At 40.6% G+C, this 24,549-nt stretch carries 20 protein-coding genes and 1 tRNA gene; 8 read left to right on the forward strand and 13 right to left on the reverse strand.

Annotated elements, in window-relative coordinates; all coding sequences use genetic code 11:
• The first annotated feature begins 259 nt into the window (after window positions 1-259).
• A tRNA-Arg gene (locus ACZZZC_RS02400) sits at window positions 260-331 on the forward strand.
• A gap of 249 nt (window positions 332-580) precedes the next feature.
• Window positions 581-1,558: a phage integrase SAM-like domain-containing protein gene (locus tag ACZZZC_RS02405; RefSeq protein WP_463484655.1), complete on the forward strand. Its 978-nt coding sequence runs from the start codon at window positions 581-583 to the stop codon at window positions 1,556-1,558.
• A gap of 21 nt (window positions 1,559-1,579) precedes the next feature.
• Here the strand turns inward: ACZZZC_RS02405 and ACZZZC_RS02410 are convergent, their stop codons facing one another.
• The 10 genes from ACZZZC_RS02410 to ACZZZC_RS02455 form a co-directional block, all read right to left on the reverse strand.
• Window positions 1,580-3,838, reverse strand: a complete 2,259-nt coding sequence (locus ACZZZC_RS02410; protein WP_463484656.1) for a peptidase domain-containing ABC transporter — start codon at window positions 3,836-3,838, stop codon at window positions 1,580-1,582.
• Window positions 3,835-5,040: an HlyD family secretion protein gene (locus ACZZZC_RS02415; protein WP_463484657.1), complete on the reverse strand. Its 1,206-nt coding sequence runs from the start codon at window positions 5,038-5,040 to the stop codon at window positions 3,835-3,837. Before ACZZZC_RS02415 ends, ACZZZC_RS02410 begins: the two co-directional genes overlap by 4 nt.
• An 87-nt stretch (window positions 5,041-5,127) precedes the next feature.
• On the reverse strand, window positions 5,128-5,343 hold the full coding sequence (locus tag ACZZZC_RS02420; RefSeq protein WP_463484658.1) for a hypothetical protein: 216 nt from the start codon (window positions 5,341-5,343) through the stop codon (window positions 5,128-5,130).
• A gap of 74 nt (window positions 5,344-5,417) precedes the next feature.
• The gene (locus tag ACZZZC_RS02425) at window positions 5,418-5,651 is read right to left on the reverse strand and encodes a hypothetical protein (RefSeq protein ID WP_055907032.1); all 234 of its coding nucleotides are present in this window, start codon (window positions 5,649-5,651) and stop codon (window positions 5,418-5,420) included.
• Window positions 5,652-6,922: 1,271 nt separating this feature from the next.
• Window positions 6,923-7,414, reverse strand: coding sequence for a hypothetical protein (locus ACZZZC_RS02430; RefSeq protein ID WP_463486503.1), 492 nt, complete (start codon window positions 7,412-7,414; stop codon window positions 6,923-6,925).
• Window positions 7,401-8,072 (reverse strand): C40 family peptidase, encoded by a 672-nt coding sequence (locus ACZZZC_RS02435; protein WP_463486504.1) that lies wholly within the window; start codon window positions 8,070-8,072, stop codon window positions 7,401-7,403. Before ACZZZC_RS02435 ends, ACZZZC_RS02430 begins: the two co-directional genes overlap by 14 nt.
• A complete protein-coding gene (locus ACZZZC_RS02440; RefSeq protein WP_463486505.1) occupies window positions 7,991-8,359 on the reverse strand; it encodes a hypothetical protein in 369 nt (122 codons plus the stop codon). The genes ACZZZC_RS02435 and ACZZZC_RS02440 overlap by 82 nt, the downstream gene beginning before the upstream one ends.
• 96 nt (window positions 8,360-8,455) lie before the next feature.
• The gene (locus ACZZZC_RS02445) at window positions 8,456-9,094 is read right to left on the reverse strand and encodes a DUF6266 family protein (RefSeq protein WP_463486506.1); all 639 of its coding nucleotides are present in this window, start codon (window positions 9,092-9,094) and stop codon (window positions 8,456-8,458) included.
• A 2,292-nt stretch (window positions 9,095-11,386) separates the two neighbouring features.
• Window positions 11,387-11,665: a helix-turn-helix domain-containing protein gene (locus tag ACZZZC_RS02450; protein WP_463484663.1), complete on the reverse strand. Its 279-nt coding sequence runs from the start codon at window positions 11,663-11,665 to the stop codon at window positions 11,387-11,389.
• A gap of 189 nt (window positions 11,666-11,854) precedes the next feature.
• Complete coding sequence (locus tag ACZZZC_RS02455) at window positions 11,855-12,730, reverse strand: LytTR family transcriptional regulator DNA-binding domain-containing protein (RefSeq protein WP_463486507.1); 876 nt, start codon at window positions 12,728-12,730, stop codon at window positions 11,855-11,857.
• A 285-nt stretch (window positions 12,731-13,015) separates the two neighbouring features.
• On the opposite strand from ACZZZC_RS02455, the gene ACZZZC_RS02460 reads away from it, so the two are divergent.
• The 4 genes from ACZZZC_RS02460 (at window position 13,016) to ACZZZC_RS02475 (ending at window position 15,188) form a co-directional block, all read left to right on the forward strand.
• Window positions 13,016-13,402: a hypothetical protein gene (locus tag ACZZZC_RS02460; protein ID WP_463484665.1), complete on the forward strand. Its 387-nt coding sequence runs from the start codon at window positions 13,016-13,018 to the stop codon at window positions 13,400-13,402.
• A 118-nt stretch (window positions 13,403-13,520) separates the two neighbouring features.
• Window positions 13,521-14,093 (forward strand): Crp/Fnr family transcriptional regulator, encoded by a 573-nt coding sequence (locus ACZZZC_RS02465; protein ID WP_463486508.1) that lies wholly within the window; start codon window positions 13,521-13,523, stop codon window positions 14,091-14,093.
• A gap of 179 nt (window positions 14,094-14,272) precedes the next feature.
• Window positions 14,273-14,719, forward strand: a complete 447-nt coding sequence (locus ACZZZC_RS02470) for a MauE/DoxX family redox-associated membrane protein (RefSeq protein WP_463486509.1) — start codon at window positions 14,273-14,275, stop codon at window positions 14,717-14,719.
• 85 nt (window positions 14,720-14,804) lie between these two features.
• Window positions 14,805-15,188 carry a hypothetical protein gene (locus tag ACZZZC_RS02475; protein ID WP_463486510.1) on the forward strand — a complete coding sequence of 128 codons (384 nt, stop codon included), beginning with the start codon at window positions 14,805-14,807 and terminating at the stop codon, window positions 15,186-15,188.
• 52 nt (window positions 15,189-15,240) lie between these two features.
• Here ACZZZC_RS02475 and ACZZZC_RS02480 read toward each other — a convergent pair whose 3' ends face one another.
• From ACZZZC_RS02480 to ACZZZC_RS02490, 3 genes are read right to left on the reverse strand one after another with little or no spacing between them, the layout of a single operon-like run.
• Entirely contained in the window at window positions 15,241-16,608 is a 1,368-nt protein-coding gene (locus ACZZZC_RS02480) for a RagB/SusD family nutrient uptake outer membrane protein (protein WP_463486511.1), read from the reverse strand.
• Between the two features lie 11 nt (window positions 16,609-16,619).
• The gene (locus ACZZZC_RS02485) at window positions 16,620-19,850 is read right to left on the reverse strand and encodes a SusC/RagA family TonB-linked outer membrane protein (protein ID WP_463486512.1); all 3,231 of its coding nucleotides are present in this window, start codon (window positions 19,848-19,850) and stop codon (window positions 16,620-16,622) included.
• Window positions 19,851-19,852: 2 nt separating this feature from the next.
• Window positions 19,853-20,398, reverse strand: a complete 546-nt coding sequence (locus ACZZZC_RS02490; protein ID WP_463486513.1) for a TlpA family protein disulfide reductase — start codon at window positions 20,396-20,398, stop codon at window positions 19,853-19,855.
• Window positions 20,399-22,661: 2,263 nt separating this feature from the next.
• Between ACZZZC_RS02490 and ACZZZC_RS02495 the strand changes: the two genes are divergently transcribed.
• Both ACZZZC_RS02495 and ACZZZC_RS02500 read left to right on the forward strand, forming a co-directional pair.
• On the forward strand, window positions 22,662-23,063 hold the full coding sequence (locus ACZZZC_RS02495; protein WP_463486514.1) for a helix-turn-helix domain-containing protein: 402 nt from the start codon (window positions 22,662-22,664) through the stop codon (window positions 23,061-23,063).
• 294 nt (window positions 23,064-23,357) lie between these two features.
• Complete coding sequence (locus tag ACZZZC_RS02500) at window positions 23,358-24,548, forward strand: HNH endonuclease (protein WP_463486515.1); 1,191 nt, start codon at window positions 23,358-23,360, stop codon at window positions 24,546-24,548.
• The last annotated feature ends 1 nt before the right edge of the window (window position 24,549 follow it).

The following is a 24,549-nucleotide window of genomic DNA, read 5'->3' on the forward strand; positions in this document are numbered from 1 at the left end:
ACTCTTCATCACTTAAGCCACCCTTTTGAGGAAAGGTTGATAGGGCAGGTTTTATTCATCTTTTATAAGGGGCGAAACTCAGAAATCTGCGTCACCAGATGCGCCAAACCAATCTAAAAATTGGTGTTTTTGAGTTAAAAGTTTTATTATATTTGCAGAAATAATTAATTTTTCAATAGCAATAAATCATTATTTTATGCTGTCAATTAATTGATTATCAGATTGTAATAAACTATTTATTATAAGTTTAATCAAACTTGGTCCCGTAGTTCAACGGATAGAATAGAAGTTTCCTAAACTTTAGATATGAGTTCGATTCTCGTCGGGACCACTTTTATGTGTTTTAAAACGATTCAAAATCCTGTAAATCAATATGTTGCAGGATTTTGTTTTTTATCAAAAACCATCAAAAACAGGCTGTTTTCACCCACTTGGGTGAGTAATTCGGTGAGTTTTGGAAAGAATCGAATTTCTACCACGGATTGAGTCTAAAACACTGATTGTCAGCATGTTCGAATTCCGAACATCTTGATTTAGTCGGGTTGCAAATCTAACTTTGTTAACCTAGTAATTCAAGCGTATGAATCAGAACTTCAGCCTGCTTTTCTATCTGAAAAAGCAAAAAAAACACAGTGAAGATGGCCTTTCACCAATTTACCTTCGCATCAGCACTGGCGGGAAAAGATCAGAGATCTCTATCGGAAGGCAAATTGATCCCGATCAATGGGACAACAGTCGTAACAGGGTCAAGGGTACCCGCAAGGAAAGCCGTGCCCTCAACGATTATATGGGGAGTGTCGTAGGAAAGATCCGAAAGATTCACACTAGCATGATAGATCGTGACGAGGAAATTGATGCTGAGGCGATCCGCAACCATTATCTCGGGAAAGGTACCCGGTCGAAAATGATTCTCGAAATATTTGAGGAGCATAATATAAAGGTTGCCGAACTCATCGGAAATGGCTATAGCAAGAACACACTTAAGACCTACAAGAGCTCGATAAAACATCTGAAAGAATACATCAAAGCAACGTTAGATAAACCTGATTATCCTTTGATCAAAGTAGACTTTGGCTTCATTACCGGATACGAGCATTACCTTAGAGTTGAAAAGCAGTGCATGGCTATATCTGCGCAGAAGTATATCGTTCATTTAAAGAAGATCATATTTTTCAGCCTTGCAAGCGGCTGGATTGTCGCCAACCCTTTTCTTCATTATAAATTAACTGCCAAGCCTTCTCCAAGGACCTTTCTGACGCAGGCAGAGCTAGATGCCATGCGGTCGAAAAGGCTCCATGTACAGCGCCACGTTCAGGTAAGGGACATTTTTGTATTCAGCTGCTACACCGGACTGGCGTACATAGATGTGCAAAAACTCAAGAGAAGTGAGATCCAGATTGGCGATGATGGCAAGAAATGGATATTTACATCCAGGACAAAAACTGAGACACCCTCGCATATCCCTATCCTTCCAGAGGCAAGGGAAATTTTAGAGCGATATAAGGACCATCCCATCTGCGAGATAAAGGCTAAGGTTATTCAAGACTCTCAAAAATAATACAGGAGCCTAAATTAAATTTCAACTTTTAGGCTCAACTTTTCTTGCCTTCGTTTTCTTTATAGCATCGGTAATTGATGGAAATTGTTTATGCCACATGCTGGTATACATTCCATCCAATTTCACCAATTCTTGATGCGTTCCTTCTTCTATTAATTTCCCTTCTTTAAGCACTACAATTTTATCGGCATTAACCACGGTGCTTAGGCGGTGAGCGATTAAAATAATGGTTTTTCCCTGCTCACGAAGTAAAGATATTGCATTGTGAATGTGCTCTTCTGATGAAGAATCTAATGATGATGTGGCTTCATCCAAAATGAGGATTTCAGGATCCCGATATAAGGCCCGGGCAATAGCCAGACGCTGGCGTTGTCCACCAGATAAATTTGTAGCATTCTCACCAAGGTAAGTATCAAATCCGTTTGGCAAACGCTCAATAAAATCCATAATATTTAGTTGCGCACAAATGCGGATAATCTTTTTCATATCTGGCTCCATTTCACCAACAGCTATGTTTTCAATCACATTTCCAGCAAAAAGATGCACATCTTGAGGTACTACGGCAACGAGTTTTCTTAAACTTTCGTTGGTGATGTAATTGATGTCGAACTCACCAATCATAATACTGCCAGATTGCAATGGATAAATATTTTGGAGTAAAGAAAGTAAAGTGGTTTTGCCTGAGCCACTCTCGCCTACCACAGCTGTTATTTTTCCCTTTGGGATGTGGAGGTCGAAACCTTCAAAGACAGTAACCCGTGTACCATACCTAAAATTAACCTTTTTAAATTCAATATCACCAATCATATCAGTGGTAATATCCATCCGGTTTTCAGTCTTCTCCCGCTCCAAATCCATAATTTCAAAAAGCCTGTCTGCTGCAATCCGGGCATCCTGAAACACTTTGTTCATTCCAATTAAACTAATAACCGGACCTGTGAAATAGCCAATAATAGCGTAAAAAGAAAGCAGTTCGCCTGGTGTTATTAGATTTTGAAGTACAAAACTTGCTCCAGCCCAAAGCAAAATAACTGAAAATGTACTCGAAATAAAACCACTCGCATTACCCACCAAAAGAGAGTTAGTACCTGAAGTGTAAACTGTTTTCAGCAAGTTTATAAATCTGATTTCTGTTTTTAAATTAGAAAAATTTTCCAACCCGAAACGTTTAATCGTGCTTACCGAATTAACCGATTCCACCAGTTGATTTTCCAGTTCGGCACTCTTTTCCATCAGCTGCCGTTGTGTAGTCTTATTCAAACGATTCGAAATATAATAAACTAATGCATACAACGGAATAACGGTAAGCATAATTAGCGCAAGTTTCCAGTAATAGGTAAACATTAGCGCAAAAGAGAAAATGAGGATAAAAATATTGACTGCAAAACCCACCAGCACATCATTAATAAAGGCCCTGATTTTTACTGCATCGTTCATCCTGGAAATAATTTCTCCGACCCTCATCGTATCAAAAAATGCCTGTGGCAATTTTAGCAGATGCTTATAATAACCTAAAATCAACCTTGCATCTATTTGCTGACCAGTTTTTATTGTTAAAAGTGTTTTTGCATAGTTGATAAAAATTTGCAGGAGAATGATGATAATCATCACCGTGCCCATCAAATTAAGCAAGTTGGTATTGCCTTCCGGCAGCACATTATCAACTATTTTCTGCAAAAATATGGAAGTAGATAATCCTAAAATAGTGTAAAAAATGGCACCAATTAACACCTGAACCAATATCGACTTATGCGGCATCAAAAGGTATAAAAACCGTTTTTCGAGTGAAATTCGTTCTGTTCCAGCGGTAAAATCATCGCCAGGAAGCAACATAATTAAAACGCCGGTCCATTTTTGCCTAAATTCATTTGGCGTTAATCGCTGCATTTCTCCATAAGCCGGGTCCATTACCTCCACATAATTTTCAGTTACCTTATAAAGTACAATGTAATGGGCTAAGTTATTGTGGTTAACGTGGGCAATAACGGGTGTAGGTATAGTGAAAAGATTGTCATAAGTAGCCTTTACACCCTTTGCCGAAAAACCTAGCCTGGATGAAGCCTCGATCAACCCTAAAACATTAGTTCCTTTTTTATCAGTTCCGGCATATTGCCTTATTCTGGCAATTGGCAAATCCAATCCATAGTGAATGGAAATTGAAGCTAAGCAAGCGGCGCCACAATCTGTTACATCATGCTGTTTGATTATGCTGCGTTTAGCTTTCTTATTTGAAGCGAGTTTTGAGCTAAAAGCCTTAAAAATTTGACTTAATGATTTCATAGGCTAGACACTTGATTTTCTTTGCTTTCTGGTATTACATTTGGGTTCAACCAGTCGTCAGCTTTATCATATAACAATTGAAACAGCGTTCTTCTGGTTACGAAAAACCTTGCCTGCAGCGTCATCCCTTTTTTTATTTTACCCGTATAGCCGTTTTTGAGTTTTAAGCTGTTTTCATCGAGCAAGCAACGGACTTTGAAAAAAGGCTGAGATCCATTTTGCATAAAAACATCGCTGGAAACAGAAATTACTTTTCCGGTCGCCATTCCCCATTCGTTATAATTGTAGGCATCAATCTGGAACCTGGCCTTAGTACCCACTTTTAATAAACCAATATCTTTGGGTTGCACATAAGTTTCCGCAATTAACCCGGAATCTGGAGAAATTTCTCCTAGAATCTCATTTGCAGAAACAGAACTTCCGGGCTGTATTCCTTTTAGTTGTTGTACAGTGCCTGTTAAGGGAGCTTTAATGGTATAAAATTCTTTCTCTTCTTCGTATTGTTTATCTCTGGTGCCAAGTTGCTGGTTTTGGATGGAAAGTTGATTTAGTTCCATCTGCCATTTGCTGCCCTGTTCTTCACCGATTAGCCCCAACTCATTAAAAACGTTGTCTTTTTTAAGTTTCATTTCATCATATTCAACTCCTGAAACAGCCTTGCGGTTATACAAATAAGCATAACGCTCAAAATTTTTCAGCGCCAGTTGATAACGGGCTTTAGCTTCGGTAACCCGCTGCATAAAAAAACTATATTGCTGGCCATAAACGCCAGATTTGAGGGGTAACTTTTTCGACCAATCATTTCGTTTGTAAGCGCTAATCAGCAAACCCAAATCATGTAATTGATCTTTTACGTCGGTTTGCTGAAACTGATTTAAAGCATCCTGACTTTCTATGTTTTCCTTTTTAATGGTAAGTAAAACCTGGCCAGCTTTAACATGCATATTCTCTTTTACAAATAGAGAATCAATCCTCCCAGCAATTAGTGGCTTTATTTCATTTCGCTCTGCAGTAGGCCGGAAAAGGCCTGTGCTTTTAACATTCACATCAACTTTAATTAAAAAGATTGCAAAAAAGGAAATAACAAGGACCACCAGAATAACCTGATAAATTACCTTGGTATAAGAATTATGAGAATGAAAATGGTACTCTGCTGTATTTTCAATAATCTCTTTAGGAAATATGTATTTATCACTGTCCATATCTAAATTTTATATACGCATTTCAATTAATTTGGTTTTCGCGAACATAAAAAAAGACCAATATTCATGGTCTTTTTCTTGATATTTCTATTGATTTCTATTGACGAGCCCTAAGCCGAGATCGATATTGTTCCCTATTGAGATTTTGGTTTCGTTACGGCGATCACCATAATTACTAACAAATGTTATGCTCAATAAACTTTCTGATGATGCATGGATAGAAATTCCGGTAGCATTATAATTATTCCCAAAAATTCCACCCCCATTAATACCCATCATTTGTTCTTTAGATAAATTTTCCATGACGTTCCATTTTTTAATAATGTAAAAAAGGGATTCTGGTAAGAATCCCTTTTAATTAATTGAGCTTAATAAAATTAGCTAGTTAAGCTTTGGAATAACCCTTGTAAGCTTCCACCAATGTTATTCCCTAAAGAGAACGAGGTTTTACTCGATTCATCTCCGTCTTGTGTTTCATTCGAAAATGATAATAAATTACCAATTCCAATTGATCCTAATAATCCACCTGAATTCGATGAATCATTACCACCAAATAAACCACCACCGTTGATTTCTTTCATTTCGTTTAAATTTAACTCTTGAAGTTTCATAACGTTTTAATTTTAATTTTGCCTACTCTGTTTGAGGTTTTCGGCTACTCCTTTAATTTATCGCCTTTAAGTGCGAGGTTAATTAAGAAACGAATGTTATTGACAAACGGTTTTTATAAGTGCCTGATTAGTAACAACAAGAGAGAATAAATTAAACTTTAAGGTTGTTTATTTTTTAACAATATTTATCTGTTTCACCCGTTCGCGTGAAATAACTAATGCTAACGAAAAGATAAAGTTCATTCATCCAAATTAAATTAACTGATCTCCTTCGTCTATTGATCTTAATCAGCTAAAATAAAAGAGGCAAACTGGCTCGGCCTTTTAGAACATTGTTTCCCATTATGAATGACACATTATTGCATATGCGATGGCAAACATATTAACGCACCGCCTAAATTCCTGACGTTACGTAACCCAACTATATATTCTATGGCAAACACTAAGCTTAGTTCGGATTCGTGCAATTTTCAAGGATCTTTATGCTCATATCAATACCCATTATGGATCTAGACATTTGAGATAATATATTCTTTCCCGATTTGGAAATAAATTTATAACTCATTTCAATCTCATCATAAGCAGCCTTCAATAACGTAACATTATTTTTTCCTAAGGGCTTAGTCGAACAGGATGTTAGTATGAAACCAACCTCAAATAACAATATCAGTGTAAAATACTGATATTGATTCAGCGCAAAATTAGTTGACAACGACTTTTTGAGAGCCCTTAATTTGGATATTTCAGTCTTAGATCTAAACAGGGCTCTTATTTTTCCACTTGGCTTTTGATAGGACTTAAGATTCCTTTTAAGTTAATGTCTCAAAAAAGGAACTTAATTTGGGAAATCCAAGGTTGACGCTTTGAGTGTTCAATCTTGCTAGTGTTCATTTGTAATAGTCGATAAAAAAAAGTTCGAGAAGAAAGTGTATCCATATTATTAGCTTGTTTTTCTGATATCTTATTACGAAATTTAGCTCATTAGATATTGCAATATTTAGACTGATATCTGTGGTGAGTAACAGGTGAGTTTTGAATAAAAATATCGTGAAAGGTGCTTCTAAATGCCTTTAAATGCATTGAGTTCGATTCTCGTCGGGACCACTTTTTATATTAGCCCTTAGGCCTTAAAGACCACCTTTAAGGCTTTTTTTATGAGTACCCTAAAAGAAAACGGGAATCATCCAATTTTGGACAATTCCCGTTTGATCTAAATTAACGCTCTCGTATATTATACGGTCAGATACCCCGTTTATTGTGCGCCGTTTAATTTAAATCATTGCCAACTTCTTTCGCAACCTTGAATCCAGGATCACCCAAGCAAGGAATATCCCACCGGCTACTGCAAGCCAAAGCCAAATGGCTGAACCCCAATCTGATTTTTTGAGATGTTCCTCCAATTGAGTCTTCTTTATTTTTGTGGTCTGGGTTTGCCGGTAATTAACGCCAATGAGTTGATTCTCCTGGCGCTTCATCTGCCTTTGTTGCTGTAATTTTCCTTTCCATAACAATTGGCTGGCCATGCCTTTGTATCCGTTAACGGCATCATAAGTGAAAACGCCAAGGGGTGAAATCTCCACCAGGTAATCCTGCCGGGAACTGTCGGTAATTAATTCATTGGTGGTAGCAGCGATCGATAAATCCGTATTTATTTCAATGGCTTCCGCTTCGGAGGTACTTGCTTTCAGAAGCTGTTTATCTTTAATACTCCCACAGGCGGTGGTGAGGCTGATGATCATCAATAACAGTCTAAAATTTCTCATGCTTTGCTTCCTCCTTCCCTTTGGTCCAATCGGCAAAATACTTGACCGTATTCAGCAATCTCCGTTTTCGATACACACCATCACCTTCCCTGCTTCCGGCAACGTTTGTATTGCCTTCAATGGTGATGATCCAGTGCCCCTCCAGGCGCTCTACAAAACCACAATGGGCAATCCTTTTTAAAGCGGGAAAATAGATGCCAAATACAGTTGCAGGTTGGATGTCAGTCGTTCGATTTTGTAGCGGAAACAGCGCAGGGCTCCAGGCGGTTTTAGGCTGACCGAAACCCGCCCTTCCAAATACCCAGCTTACAAAGGCGGCACACCAGGGCGCTCCCTTCTGCTCTCCGGTATAGGCAAGGTATTGCGCTACGTTTAAACCGTCGTTTTTGCCTGTAGCCTCCCGCACACCGATCTGAGATTGTGCTATGGAGATAATGGCATTTTTATCCGCATAAGGGGCTACCTTTCTGGAAATAAGATGCAAAGGCTTTGCTTTTCTGTAAGCCACACTAAAGGCTGGCAACTGCTTACTAGCAACTGCCGACTCCAAAGTTCCAGCTCCAAACCCAGCCCGACCTACAAAACCGCCTCCAGGCAGCCCACTCCAGCCAAAAGCAGCAAGGCAAAAGATGCCCAGTAAAATCCTAATTGTTGCCATGTCATTAATGTTTGAAATTGTGAAACCATCTGTTTAGTTTGGGTGAGGCCGGCCAAGCGCCAAAAACGGTTAAGCAACAACCAGCAGAAAATTAGTAGTATGAAATAGCAAGTAAAACTCAATAGAATTACTTGAACAACTCCGGCATCAAGCAGGCCAGCAGTGGGCTCCAGGTAGCCAATAATCTTTGGGAGGCTGAACCATAAACCTAAAAGAAGCAAAGGCATTACCAGATGAATGAATGGAATTTTGAGCAGCGCCTGGCTGCCTAATAATAGTGTTTTCATGATTTTGATTTTTAAGAAAAGCTGCCTGATGGGGAACATCCCAATTGGCTTTTGGCTTTCAAAAGGTGCCCCATCAAGCAGACTTTAAGTGATTAATTAAGGCATGGTAAACGAACCAAGGTATTGACTGTTGGCTACAACATCGCCTTCTCTTTTTAAAGCAAACGCCCAGGTATAAAATACATCCCCGGCAAATTCAGGCCCTATGCTAACGGTATAGGTTAAATCAGCCCGGCTCATTTCCTCATAAATGAGATACATCATTTTTGTTTCATTGAAAATAATGACAATTAATGCATCATCGGCAAACGAATTGTACCTGTTCAAGATGTTTTGCCAGGTTAAGATTAAATCGCTTCCCTGCAATGTAGAGCCGAGACCATGGAATACTGACAGTGAGCCCTTGCTCATTACCATCTTTGAAAAATCGATTTCAAAATCAGGATAAACCCCACCCACGGCCTGTGTTAAAAATACTTTCACTGCAGCATTATAGCCCGTGATCTTGTTTAACTTTTTATCACCAAAACCAATATTAAGAATGTCTTTGATTGGCCTTAGATAAAGAGGAGCCAGGGCAAATTTTGCCCGTTGTGTAATCTGGTCTATCGTTGCCACTTTGGTGCTTTTTTTCGGTAAACCTTTTAGATAATCAATACTACGCCAGCTACTACCTACAACGCTTCCTACTTTACCAGAGAATGTGCCGTTGGCACCTTTTGAATAACTTCCCATAATGTTAAATTTTAAAATGTGATCATTGTTTAAATGGATGTTGAATACCGGTATATTTTGAAATCCATGATCAAACATAGTCCACATTATTAGGCTGAAATGCATTTTAGGCTGTATTGGGACGAGATGATCTATTATGGGCTGAAGTGAACCATAGACGATGCAATTCTCTTTTACGGATCGAAATCGTTTAGGTTTTGAACCATATAGGCATATAGAACATATAGCTTTTCTCCTTTCATCATTTGCCAGGCTGGATAACATGATTGCTATAGTGATATGCAGAACTACCAATCCCTCATCCAACCAATCCGTCATCTCGACCGCAGCGGAGAGATCTTTTAAAACGGGTATTAATCTCGCCAGTTGTCATCCTGAGCTTGTCGAAGGACCTCTTCAATCTTTCCCAGTAAGATTACAATCATTTAGGTTTTGAACCATGTAGACATATAGAACATATAGTTTTTCTCCTTTCATCATTTGCCAGGCCGGATAACATGATTGCTATAGCGATATGCAGAAATACCAATCTCTCATCCAGCCAGCCCGTTATCTCGGCGGTAGCGGAGAGATCTTTTAAGCTTGGTCCAGCCCTGAGCCGATGTCATCCTGAGCTTGTCGAAGGACCTCTTCAATCTTTCCAAGTAAGATTACAATCAGTTAGGTTTTGAACCATATAGGCATATAGAACATATAGTTTTTCTCTTTTCATCATTTGCCAGGCCGGATAACATGATTGCTATAGCGATATGCAGAAATACCGATCCCTCACCCAACCAGCCCGTTATCTCGAACGTAGCGGAGAGATCTTTTAAGCTTGGTTCAGCCCTGAGCAGTTGTCATCCTGAGCTTGTCGAAGGACCTCTTCAATCTTTCCCAGTAAGATTACAATCAGTTAGGTTTTGAACCATATAGGCATATAGAACATATAGTTTTTCTCCTTTCATCATTTGCCAGGCCGGATTACATGATTGCTATAGTGATATGCAGAAATACCAATCCCTCATCCAACCATTCCGTCATCTTGACCGTAGCGGAGAGATCTTTTAAGACGGGTATTAATCTCGCCAGTTGTCATCCTGAGCTTGTCGAAGGACCTCTTCAATCTTTCCCAGTAAGATTACAATCAGTTAGGTTTTGAACCATATAGGCATATAGAACATATAGTTTTTTTCCTTCATCATTTGCCAGACCGGATAACATGATTGCTATAGCGATATGCAGAAATACCAATCTCTCATCCAGCCAGCCCGTTATCTCGGCGGTAGCGGAGAGATCTTTTAAGCATGGTCCAGCCCTAAGCAGATGTCATCCTGAGCTTGTCGAAGGACCTCTTCAATCTTTCCCAGTAAGATTACAATCTCTCAGGTTTTGAACCATATAGACATATAGAACATATAGTTTTTCTCCTTTCATCATTTGCCAGGCCGGATAACATGATTGCTATAGCGATATGCAGAAATACCAATCTCTCATCCAGCCAGCCCGTTATCTCGGCGGTAGCGGAGAAATCTTTTAAGCATGGTCCAGCCCTAAGCAGATGTCATCCTGAGCTTGTCGAAGGACCTCTTCAATCTTTCCCAGTAAGATTACAATCTCTCAGGTTTGAACCATATAGACATATAGAACATATAGTTTTTCTCCTTTCATCATTTGCCAGGCCGGATAACATGATTGCTATAGCGATATGCAGAAATACCAATCTCTCATCCAGCCAGCCCGTTATCTCGGCGGTAGCGGAGAGATCTTTTAAGCTTGGTCCAGCCCTGAGCCGATGTCATCCTGAGCTTGTCGAAGGACCTCTTCAATCTTTCCCAGTAAGATTACAATCATTTAGGTTTTGAACCATATAGGCATATAGAACATATAGCTTTTCTCCTTTCATCATTTGCCAGGCCTGATAATATGATTGCTATAGCGATATGCAGAAATACCAATCCCTCATCCAACCATTCCGTGATCTCGACGGTAGCGGAGAGATCTTTTAAGACGGGTGTTAATCTCGCCAGTTGTCATCCTGAGCGTAATCGAAGGATCTTTCGCCTCCATGGAAGCAACCTCCATTGTTCTTGATAAAAAAAGCAAAAAATCTCTCTTGTAAATTACGACATGCTTTCCTTGCGCAGCCAGGACAATCTGGTTAGCGCTCGCGAACCAACACCAAAGCTTCACTTAACCTTAAGGGTTACTGCGAGGTAATGAAAGGGTATAGGATAGGTACAGGATAGGTAAAGAAAAGGTTTACATGGGGTAAAGTAAGGGTTAACCTTTGTGCCAGAAAGGGTGAAGAAATTATAATCTTCCTTTTCGATAGCTTTCCTGGAAAGCCGCCAGCAATTCACGCTTGTAAAACCGATCGCCACCAGGCATTTTGATTGGCCTTAATGTGCCATCTTTTACTTTACGCTTGTAGGTGCTCTCGCTAATTTTTAAATAATCTTTAACCTCCTGACGGGTCATTTGTTCCTCTTCAGGCATAAGCGGTGGCGAAGACAATAAAAGATTGGGGTGTTCCTTTAACAAAAGATAAATTTTATAAAGGATTTGAATGAGGGTATCGATCTTTTTCATAATTCAAAGTCTTAATTGCCGGCAACAGCAGTAATCGTTTCATGATTCGATTAAATGTTGCCTAATAATATTACTTGTAACTATGCACTGACCGATGATTAAATTTACTTAAAGAAGGATATAAAAACAGCTATTATTTCAATGAAATTATACACAAAAGCAATCTTTTTAACATATTGAAAAAGGACACTATTGCCTCTCGATATATTCTTTAAAGGCAACTTTAAATTTCGGATAACGGTTTCGCGTTACCGATACAGATCCATCAAAATTAATTCCGCTTTTTAAGATTAGCATACCTCCTTTACCATCGTTTTTATACGTTTCAATAGTGTCGAAACCAATAATCACGTTTCGGTTGATTTTGAAGAAATCTTGTGGATTAAGTTTCGCTTCCAACTCATCGGTTTTGAAATCGATAAACCAAATGGTATTGTCTTTTAAAAGTGCCATGCCTGCATTCGACTCCCGTTTGTAGCAATTTAAATCTCTTACATGAAAAACCCTTTTATTGATTCCCATGCTCCCATTGAACGCCAATAATGGTAACTGTACCGCAGAGGATTCACTCGATTCGCTTCCGGGTGAATCCGGAGGAGCAAGTTCCGGAGAATCATTAGCGATTGGCTGATTGCTGGAATAAACGAAGTAGTACCAGAGATTAAAGCCATAGATCAGTAACTTCACCAATGGAAATTCGGAAGTTAGATAATTGCTTTTTGAGAAATCGTAGCGAAATAACCAAAAAAAGTACTTCACAAGCGCTAAATCAAGTGCAATAGGAAACAAGGCGCAGCAGAGCAATTGAAAAGCCAGGCGTTTGTTGAAGTTGCGGTGCCAGGGATGATAATGATCCAGCGTTTTAGTGCTCTGATGAATGATGGCAATTAAAATGAATGCAATCCCAATACTGAATATGATGGTGATGATTACGTTAGGGTCAAAAATGACAACCCAAACCGGCCTTTGCTGTCCTTCCACTACTATATAAAAAGCAGCAGTAACAGCGAGGATTAAACGGGATGCCAGAGGTAAATAGGTTTTATTGGTTAATCTGGATTTCAATGGTTTTACAGGTTACGTTTCGTTTAGGCTTAAAAGGTATAAAATTTATTTCTTATCCACTGAAAACACCGCTGCTAAACCGCTTATCTACCTTATTTTTAAGCTTACCCAGGTAATTATTATGGACCATTTATACCTGGTTTTGGGCAAATTGCGAGCTATTTGGTGTCAAATAGCGCTGTAAATGGACACTTTATGGTTTTCCCGCTCGTCTGTATTTTGTTGGCTTTAGATTGATCTCTAAGTTTGAAGAGCACAATGGTGTGCAAGATTAAAACGAATACTATGGATAAAAATGAACTTAGTCCCGAAGGTTTATCCGAACTTTTGAGGCAGCTTTACCAATTGCCCGACGCCCAATTAAAGTTTGAAGCAGCAGCAATCATCGCCGATTTCAGGAGGTGGTTAACGGGGAATTTTAACCTGGCCGAAAGCCAGATTATTTTCCTTACTGCATTAAGCAACGAATTTATTGCCATGGCCGCGGTTAAAAGCGCTTACTTTATTGAAAACCGGCTTCCTGTCGTGCTAGTCAAGGCGGCCACTACTGCTGCCCGCTCCGAAACACAAGACAAGGTGGTTATTGTGCATGAAGATACGAAGGGTAAATATTCATCTGTTGAAGGGTTTACACAAGAAGAAACACTCACTTTTACCATTGAATATCAGTAGGCACATCCTGAAATCCGCAGTGCATTGACCGATACTTTGTTGCGGAGAGTAAAACACAACCATCCCTATTAGCTCACATCCCCTGTACATTTGGATCCAATTCATCCTAAATACGACCATGACCACCTTCAATGATTTTACAAAACACCTGAGTCAATACCATCCGCTATCCGAAGGGTTGACTGAATACCTGGAAGAAAGTGTTACCGAAAAAGTATTGCCCAAAAACTCCAAGCTGTTAGAGGCCGGTAAAATTCCAAAACACATCTGGTATCTGCCATCGGGTTCGGCAAGGGTACACCGTGTAGATGAAAATACTGCGGAAGATTTAACTTTATGGTACTGGCAGAATGAGTTGATCTTGCCGCTTGATGGCCTTTTTAGCCAAACCCCAGCCAGAACCACCATCTCACTCGATCAGCAAAGTACGGTAATTGCCCTATCGTATATTCACCTCAAGCACCTCAACCACCTTTTTCCGGAATACTACTTGATTAGTCAGGGCTATCTGGAGCGCATCAATCAAAAACTTAGTGAACATCTTGATTTGATTCAACATGCCGAAAGTGCTGCCCGCTACGCATTCCTGATGAAATACCATTCTTCCTTATTGCTGCATGCCGGCCTGAAAGATATTTCCTCCTTTTTGGGCATGAGCATCAGCACCATCAAACATTTGCGTTATGGCTAAAACCTGCGCATGCAGCTGAAGCCAATATCTCCATGTAAATCATCCATCAGATGGATTAACTCAACCGCCCAAAGCCGAATTGATTATAAGCGCTGCAAATTAAGCTTGCATTCGGTGCAATTCTAGCCCCCGTTACTCTTCCTTATCCGGCTAGCTTTATTCTATTCAAAACGAGGGATATGAAAAGCAGGTTAATCATCGGTAATCTTTTAAATACAGCAGGGTTGATGCTGCTCATCGCTTTGTGGACTTACGCCTTTTTTATCAAAATCATCGATTTTAATCATTACCAAAATCAAATGGCTGATCAGCCTTTTCCCCTCTTTTTTCAGGGCATATTAACTTACGGATTATTGATTAGCGAGGCCTTAGCGGCCTTCCTTTTAATGAGCGGTAAAAAGTTAACCGGCCTAATCCTTTCCTTAGTGCTTTTGATAGCGTTTACCATTTACATTTTACTGGTTCTTAATGGGGCTTTCCCTGAAAGGCCTTGCAGCTGCGGGGGCTTCATTTCCAAAATGAGCTGGAAAAATCATTTAAAATTCAATCTGATTTTAATCGCCATCAATAGTTTTTGTCTTTACACCATGAGCAAAAAAGGAAGGAGGTTAGCCGTTACAGCATAAATTATTTTAAAAAAGGGGCGAAAGCCCAAACCTTAAACTAAACTTTTTCACTGCTTTTTCAAATGCAAACAAGCAGTATTAAAACATGAATACAAACATTAAAAATTTAAGCAAAGGCCTGTTGGCCGCCGCTTTCGGATTAACATTGGTTTTCACAGGATCTGCCTTTAAAACAGAAAGCAGTGCAAAGAGAATCCAATACACCTTTCGTTTCAATGATGCCAATCATAGCGAAGCTAACGTAGAAGATGAAAGCAAATGGGTTTATGATGCAACAGCAGGAGATTGTGATCAGGAGCAGGAACAAGCCTGTTTAATAAAAGTAGATGCGGCCTATGTAAATGCAGGTGCTACCCCAACATTGAAATCTACCTTAAATCTAAATGCGAGTGCCATCTCATCAGCCAATGCGTACGTAGCAGGAAGTGCAGATGCCAGCATGGAAATTCAAAACCGTAGTATTCAATAGTACATCAATTTGATAAAACGGCAAAGGGCAGATAAATTTATCTGCCCTTTTTTTAATTTTGTGGCATGCCCGAAGCCTCAATAATATCTGTGGGGATCGGTAATGCATAATAGCCTGCATTTGGCAAAAGTGTATAGGTTTTGCCGTTCACTAATCTTTTCAGGATAATGTTCGCACCTTCTTTGTTGTATCGCTTCAAATCACCGAAGCGCAGGCCCCGCATTAAAAGCTCCTTTCTCCGTTCTAATCTGATTTTATCCAGGGCATCAATTCTGTCGACTGCCGTTATAGGTACAAAAGCTACTGAGTTTTTCCACCTGCTCTTCAATAAAGTGTTTAAATCGGCCATTGCGCCAGGCAAATCATTAAGATAGGCCTTAGACTCTGCGCTATTTAAATAAAGCTCGTCAGTTGCAAACCCTGAAAAATAAACTGTAGCGCTTCCGGTATAGTTCCCTTTAAATTGCTGGTACGGTGCGGCGGCTTTAAAAAACGCAGTTTTCCTTAAATCATTTGGACCATAACTGGCATATAAATTAGAATCAATCCTTATTCTGGCAGTTGTAGTTACACCAAAACTGGTTGATAATTCTGCATACCAAATGGTTTCTTTATTAAATTTTTTAACAGGTACAGCGTTACTCAATGCTAACAGATCCGTATCGCCGTTGAAATTCATGAGCTTGTTATTTAACTTAAGCGCTTCAGCAGCATATTTTAAAGCCAGATCATATTGATGCATGTAGAGATAACACCGCGAAAGCAAGGCCGCCGCCGCCCCTTTTGATGGGCGCATCACATGCTGCGGATAGTTGGGTAATAAATCGATTGCTCTGGTGGCATCCTCAATCACCTGCTGATAAACCTCGCTCACGCTTGCCCTTACTGATGGGCTGTTAAAATCGGTATTTAAACGCAGCGGAATTCCTGGATTGGAAACTGCTGACTGATCATAGGCTAAACCAAACTGGCTATTCAGCATCAGGAAATAATAGGCCCTGAAAAATAAGGCACTGCCCTTAACATGATCCCAGGCCTCCGCATTTGCCGTATCGCGGGTGATATCATCCAATAGCTCCAGACTTAAATTGCTATTGTAAACGGCAAGGTAGCCCATGCTCCAATCATTTTGATAGCGGTAAGCAGTAGGTTGCCAGGTATAAGCTTCCTGCCCCCGGGTAATAATAGCGTTGTAACTGGCTGGCGGCAGGAAAAAGTCATCGCTTGAAGCCTCGCCAAATGAAGGCGTAGTTCTCAGGTTCATTAAATTCGCATCATCCAGTAATCCCTGCGCATCAGCAAGTGTTTTCGGGATCACAAGCTTCGCATCGGATTTTATTTCCAGATATTTTTTACAGCCCAATATGGCAATGGTGGCATAGAGCCCCATAATGATTGCTATTGTGTATTTCTTTTTCATCGTTTTTGAATTTAAAATGAGCCTCTTAAGCCAAAGGTGAACTGGCGGCCTGGTGGGATGACATGGGTATAATCCGGATCGTAATCATCATGATTGGCTTTCCATAAAATGCCGGCATTTTGCAGGCCTGTATATGCCTCCAGGTTGCGGAAAGGAAACTTCCAGGTTGCTGTACTGAAAGTATAAGCCAAACGAATGTAATCCAGCCTGATGTGATCGCCAGGCATAATGTTGGCGGTTGCGCCTGCATAGAAAGCATCACGGTTACCATTAACAGGATAAATGAAAGCAGGTACATCGGTCGTGCGCTCATCACCTGGTTTTTGCCAGCGTGTGGCAAACTCCTTATTGCCGATCCCATTGCTGATCAACTGACTGTAAGCAATTGCAGGTTTCCGCACCTGATAGCCGAGTTTATAATTGATATTGAAGGATAAGCTCAACTGCTTCCAGCTAAAGGTATTGATTAACGATCCGAAATAGGTAGGGCTGGCAGTTCCTTTATATTCCAGGTTAGCACCAGTTTGCCCGGCCTCTTCGGCAATGGCATTATAGTCTGTACTCAATTGCCCCTTCAGGTAACCTTGCGGATTGCCCTGCCCATCCAAGCCGCCCCATTTGTAGGCTGCAATGGAGTAGAGTGGATAGCCTTCCAGTGGGGTAATAAAGGTGCCTCCCGAGAGGAGACTGACGATATTAACACCATATTGATTATAATACTTGGTTGTTTTACTTTGGTTATAACTAAGGTATAAATCGGTATTCCAACTGAAACGACCCCCATGGATGTTTCTGCTGTGTAAATCCAAATCGAAACCGTAACCTTTCATGTTGGCGATATTCCTCACTAAATCATCTCTGCCGCCCCAGGTGGTATAATCGTAAGGAGCATTGCCGTACAAATCAGCTCCTTTTTTAAGGTACCAGGAAAACGATCCGGTGAATCGCTGCCTCTTCAGTTCAAAATCAACCTTGAAGTTGAGTTGCGACAATTGCTCCCAGCGCAAACTGGGGTTGCCAATGGTGTTTACCCTGGTAATCGGAAAACCGGTTACTGTGTTGTTGGCATATCCGGCAATTGCCGATGCGCTTCTGCTTAAATCTACATTGCCACTATAACCGAAAGTGCTGGTTAATGTGAATACCGGCAGCCAATCCAGGGTATAAAAACTTTCTTCCGCCAGTTTCCATCCCAAACCTGCGCTCCACAAAGGTTTCCATTTATCGTTGGTATTCGCTCCAAATATATTAGAGCCATCACGGCGAACACTGCTGCTTAGGGTATAGCGCCCTTTATAACTGTAGGCAATATTGGCATATAAACTTACAAACCTGTAGTCGGTTTGCGTTATAGTATTGCCTCCTGCCAGCTGACTGTAATTACCGGTTAACAATTCAGGATAAGGGGTTAATTCATCCACCACACTAAAATAGAGCGGATCGGCCTGATAACCCAAACGCCTGCTGGCATGGCCACTGGTGCTTGCCGAACGCATTTCAGCCCCCAAAATGGCATTAATGGCATGCAGGCCCAATAGCTTGTTGTAATTAAACTGCGCCCGCCCGGTTTGAGAATACACTTCCGTTTGATCCATATTCAGGATGCCGCCCTTTGGCACGATATATTTGATCAAGCCTGTACTTTGATCATATTGACTAAAGGTATTTACCAGGTTCCGGGCAGCGTAGCTCTGCGCATCGGCCGTTTGGGTATATGCCGAATTCTGTTTCTGGTATTGGTAGCTCAACTGTAAATTTAAGCCGCTCATGATCTGATAGCGCAAGCCTGCGTTGGCAAAAAATTCCTGCGTTTTTCTTTTATACCCATCATGGTTATAATCGTCGAGCGGATAGTAAGCCCAATCGAGCAATTTGCCTCCTGCCAAAGTATCGGTATAGGCCGAACGGTATTGATAAGCCAATTTATCGCTTGATGCAAAATCGAGATAAGCCGGAAAACGACCGCCAACGGATAAACTGTTATATGCGGGCCGGCCGCTATTCGCTGTACTGTTGGTGTAATAGATATTGGTGCTTAAATCGAGGTTTTTAATAATTTTAAAATCGTTGGCAAAATGAAGGTTCAGTTTGTTATTTGTGGTGTAGGTTTCTCCTTTAGCCCGATCGTAAGCAATTCCAAATAAGTAACTGTTCCGTTCTCCACCACCCTTTACATTCAGATTGTATTGTTGGGTAACTGCATGGGTATAGAAATTATCCAGATACGATTGGCGGGTATCATTTTTGCTCAGGGCTTCCAATTGAGCTGCCCCGCTTTGCTGATTAAGCGACCCATTGCGCATGGCCAATAAAATTTCTACCGCTGGCGTGAGCGCATAAAAAGGCGTGGTGGTGATCCTATCATTAAAATAACCCGCATCAAATAATTGCCGCTCCACCATGATGTAATCACGGGCTTCCAGTTGATTCATTTCTTTCAGCTTAGGCAATGCCTGTGAAAAATAATTGGCTCCAAAGGAAATCTGCATGGCCTGGTTTAATTTTCCACGCTTACTGGTGATCACAATCACTCCATTGCCTGCCCTGGCGCCCCAAATTGATGCAGCCGCCGCATCCTTCAAAACCGAAACACTTTCTACGTCGTTCGGATTGATGTTGCCGATGTCGCCTTCATAAATAAAACCATCGAGTACAATCAGCGGATCCAAAGGGCCATTAATAGTGCCCAGGCCTCGGATGCTCAGGTTGGTGGTGTTTTGAGGATTGCCATTGCTTTTGCCGGTTTGCTGCATCAATCCGCTGCTTTGACCAATAATCCTGTCGAGGATATTGGTACCCACCCGGCTTTGAAGCGCCTGCTCATTAATCAGCGAAACAGCGCCATTAATCTCGTTTGGCTTTACCGTTTGATAACCGGTTTGTACCACCACATCTTCCAGTTGCTTCACTTCTTCGGTCATTTTAATGAGGAGAAAATCGCCCTCCCGATGGTAAACTTTTGTCAGGCTGGTATAGCCCAAAGCAGTAAAGCGTATGGTATCGCCAGGTTTAACAAAAGGGATGGTAAATTCGCCGTTCCTGCCATCGGCAAGCAGCATCCCTCCTTTAAACCTCACACTCGCCCCAACCGGGCGGCCATCTAAATCTGTTACCTTACCTGAAATTTTCGAAGGGTTTTGCGCATAGGCCGTAACAAATGCCAGCATCGATAAGATGATGAGCGTACTGATGATCATGAAGTTCCACTTCATTTTTTTAGCGTTAAAATGATTGTCGTTCATGGCTAGTCTTTTTTAAGTTTGAGGTTAAGCGTTAAGCCTGCAATCAACCGTTCGATGTTTGCAGGCTTAACCTGATCTGCCCGCGTAATGGCTTTAATGCGTCCATCTGCTCCAATCCAGATGTAGTGCGGCATACTTTTGATAGGGAAAACCCTTTTTATGGCTTCACTATATTGCACCAGTGGCATCGAAAAGCCCCTGTCGGCATGCAGCCTCTCTTCTAAAAATGCCTGTAATACAGCTTTCGTGTCTTTGGTATAGGCATCCATTAAAATGATTTGCAGGTTTTTAGCGTACTGGCGTTGCAGGGAGTCCATTTTTGGAAACTCCTTTAAACAGGCTGTACAATAGGTTGCCCAAAAATCAAGAATCACCGCTTTCCCCCTGAATTGTGAGAGCTGAATGGTGCTGTCTTTATAATTGAGTACCGTTGAGAATACTACATTGGGCACTTTATCGCCAACGATTAGGCGTTCCTGGGCCTGTGCGCCTGCCCAAAAATTCAGGAATAGCAATGCCATTACAGTAAAAAGTATTATTTTTTTCATGTTTAGTTTGTTTAGACCTCACCCCCCGCCCTCTCCTTTAAGAGAGGGAGCTCTGGGCGGCTATAGCATTGTGTCATAAATACTTCAATAAATCCCTTCCAACAAATCCGTTATCCTTTCCTTTAAGAGAGGGAGCTCTGGGCGGCTATAGCATTGTGTCGTAAAAGCCCCACCCTAACCCTCCCCAGAAGGGAGGGAACGCAGGACGGCTATAGCATGTTTTCATAAATCCTTAAAATAAATCCCCTCAAATCATCTTCATTGCCTGCCTGCGGTAGGCGGGCGAGGCCGGACAAGAGCGAGCCGAAGCAATCTCCTCGTCTACGCGATGCTTCCCTTAGACAAATTCCGTCCAACAAATCCCTCCCGAAAATCCGTCATCTCGACCGTAGCGGAGAGATCTTTTAAAGCAGGTATTAATCTCGCCAGTTGTCATCCTGAGCTTGTCGAAGGATCTCTTTCGCCTCATCGGCGGCGGCCTCCTACTTTTCTCTTGACAGAAAAGTAGCAAAACCGAGCCCTTCAGCGAGCTCATTAATACCTTGTAAAAAACAATAACAAAGTATTAATACCTCAAGGCTTCCCGATGAATCGGGACACGTGCATCTGATGTCGGCTATCCTCGTCGAAACTTCCATTGCGGCAACGCAAGTATTCCGACGAAGGGGTCGGAACAGAACGCGTTGCCTTGTTCCTGGTAATTCAACGTTAGTGCAAAGGTTTCAACGGGCTATACATCCGTCATTTGCTAGGCCGCATCAAACCTCCCAAACCCAATCCAACAAATCCCGTCCAGCCAATCCGTCATCCGCACTAACCATCCGTCATCTCGACCGTAGCGGAGAGATCTTTTAAAGCAGGTATTAATCTCACCAGTTGTCATCCTGAGCTTGTCGAAGGATCTTTTTCGCCTCATCGGCGGCAGCCTTTTACCTTTTTTCAGTAGTTTTTATTTTGGCTTTGGTCCTCAAGCTTGCTTCGCAGGTTTCTTGATAAAAAGGTAACCAAAAATCAAGGCTTGGATCCAATGTCGGATAAATTCGTCAAAGCTTAAACGTCGGCATCACAAGTCCCGACGAAAGGTCGGGAAGAACGCGATGCCTTGGGCTGTGGTTATTTGAACGTTATTGTAAAAAGCTTTAACGTTTTCTCCTTCCATCGTTTCCTATGCCGGATAGCAAGGAGCAGAAACCCACTCCAAACCCAATCCCACACCACCTTACGTCATTGCCTGCCTGCGGTAGGCGGGCGAAGGAGTATTTCACGACTGCGGCAATCTTCTCTTTTACGCGATGCTTCCCTTCAACAAATCCCCTCCAACCAATCCGTCATCCTCGCGTAGGCGGGGATCTTAAAGCGCTACACATTGAATAGGAAGTGAAAGACAAACCCCACCCGTTCCTTAAACCATTATTAAATCACCAATTTTCTACAAAAAAGAAGGAGCGGGCAGGGCTTGTTCATGCTTTACACAGGGTTTTTTGGCTTCAAAGCAAAGAGCCTGTCGAAAGGATAATGGCTAAATGATTTCATTACACATCGGGTTAATTATTGAGTTTGTTGATAAAAATCAAAGCAATAATCAGCCCCGAGCATACATTTATGTATACTTTACGGTAAACCGTAATAGACATTAGAAAAAAGATGCTTACCTTGGAATCGCGAAACACCTAGTAATACACCTGTGCCTAATCATCACGGGGCTGGTACCAAGTTTAAATTAACCCCTCCTCAAATCGGGTATGCGATCGCCCGCATACTCCCTTTTTATTTAGGGCGCTTTTTATTACCTGGAATTTCTGGCAATCATTAGGATGGAGAACAAATAACGTTCTTTAACAAATTTTGGAGGGAATGATTTTGTGCTACTTCTGTTAAGAAGCAGTAGGGTTTGATGGCGGTTAATTTCTTCGTTTTCATAAACGGTTGTTTTATGTAAAACGATGCTAACTCAAATAAAGCAGATGGAAACCAGATTGGTGAGAAACCAATAGGGCGAACTTCATTGCTTTTGGCAGTGGTACCGTCAAGAACCATTCAGAAGAATCTGAATTCCACAAAAGACTAACATGAAGTCCGCCCTATTGAATAAGATATCACGAAGATAGCAAAACTCAATAGACACGGCGAACTCACGAACATCTCATGTGGAAAGTTTGACGGTTTCTGCCATGAGTGACATCGTTAAAGCCAGATCTAAGCCTCGCTCTATTTGTCGCTAAAAAACTAATAACTAATCAAATATAAATATTACTTGACTATTATGCAAGTTTTTTCTGATATAATGTCTAAGAAGATAAATAAAATAGCTAAAGCCATCAAGGATTCGCCTCTTCAAGTCGCTGCCTTGGCATTATATCTCGATATTGATGATACAACAATAAGCAAATGGAACTCTAATATCGCTCAGCCTAGTTTGAAACGCTTAGATGAAGTTGGAGAGGTTTTGGAGGTCGATAATAGCGAATTGCTTAGTTCCCAAGATAGAAAGCAAACTGGGCTTGCTTCAGCATTACAGATCGAATACAAAAGATTGTTAGCTCTAGGGTTGACCAAGAAAGTGATTGTAAAAGAAAATGGAGCTAGTAAGGAAGTTAATAATCCTGAAATGGTAAAAGCATTACGGGATTTTGCTGAAAACTACAAAAAGAAACTAGGTAGCTAAACAAGCGACGAAGAAAAAAAAATTATTGAGATTATGGAAATAGGTTTTTTTTCAAACTAAAGATGGCGGAATATTGCTCAAAATGCGCAAAAAAATATGGTTTCAAAATAGAAGCCGATCCAGAGCTATGTGAGGGTTGCGGTGAAGTTAGACCGAATAAAAGCAAAAAGCTTTTGTGGGCTATTTTAATACTTGTTGCCTTATTTGTATTAAGATGGTTGGGATGTTGACGTTGTGGTGATAAGAAATATTTTATGAAAAGATTACTAAATCCTATAAATAACTAATACTTGAATGACAGAAACTATCCTTTCTAATATTTATAAAGTTTTAAAAGATGAGGATGGACCCCTAAATGCCAATGACATCCAAACGAGACTTACAAATATTGGCAAAACCAAACAGAATGCTAATCAAATAGGCACCGATCAAATTAGAAAAAGAATAAGAGAAAATCCGTCAGTTTTCAGTATAGACAAAAAGACTTCGCCAAATACTTATAGAGTAAAACCTAAAACAATAAACTTATGGGCATTGAAAACTGTTCCAGAAGATAAAAGAGCTCTACAGACCATTGATAGTTACAAAGATATTTTGGATAAAGCCTATAACTATAACAGTTTCGTCCCTAATCATAAGCAAATTGCAGCGGGGGATATTGCAATTCTAATAGACAAAGACAAAATTTTGGGTTTTGCTAAAATCTCAAAAATTAAAACATCGTTAGGTACGAAAACTTTGAGGAGATGCCCAACATGTGGAGGGACAACAATTGATAAAAGGAAGAATAGCTCTCCTAAATATCGATGCAATAAAGGGCACACTTTTGAAAACCCAGTAGAGGAAGAAAAATCTACTGTTGACTACAACGCTATATTCGATTTTTTTAAAGCCGCAACAAAAGAAAATTCGCTATCGTTGCTAAAGCCATTTTACCTAAATGGCTACAACCAGAACATGTCAATGCAGCTACTAAGCATAGATGCAATTTCTCAGTTTCAAGACATTCACCAAGAATTAACAAAAACGAAGGAATTAAACATTAGTCTACAACCTCAAGAAAGCTATGATGTGATAGATGATGAGCCATATATCGACAACGATTTCGACGAAAGGCAGCAAATACTCAGAGCAATCAAGATACGCAGAGGACAGCAAAGATTTAGACAAAGCTTACTAAACCGTTACAATAATACTTGTGTGATTACTGGTTGTAAAATTATAGATATCCTTGAAGCCGCACATATCAAGCCTTATAGAGGGGGTAATGATAACCATCCTTCAAATGGAATTTTATTGCGAGCAGATATACATACTTTATTTGATTTAAATCTTATGGGGATTGATCCAGAAACACTATTAGTCCATTTCCACACAAAAGTAGCCAGTGAATATTCAAAATACCATTTGCGAAAAATTTTGGTGAATGAGAAAACTTTAAGTTTAACATCCTTAATATGGAGATGGAGTAACAAATCATTTTAAA

Source organism: Pedobacter sp. AC212 (assembly GCF_979258625.1).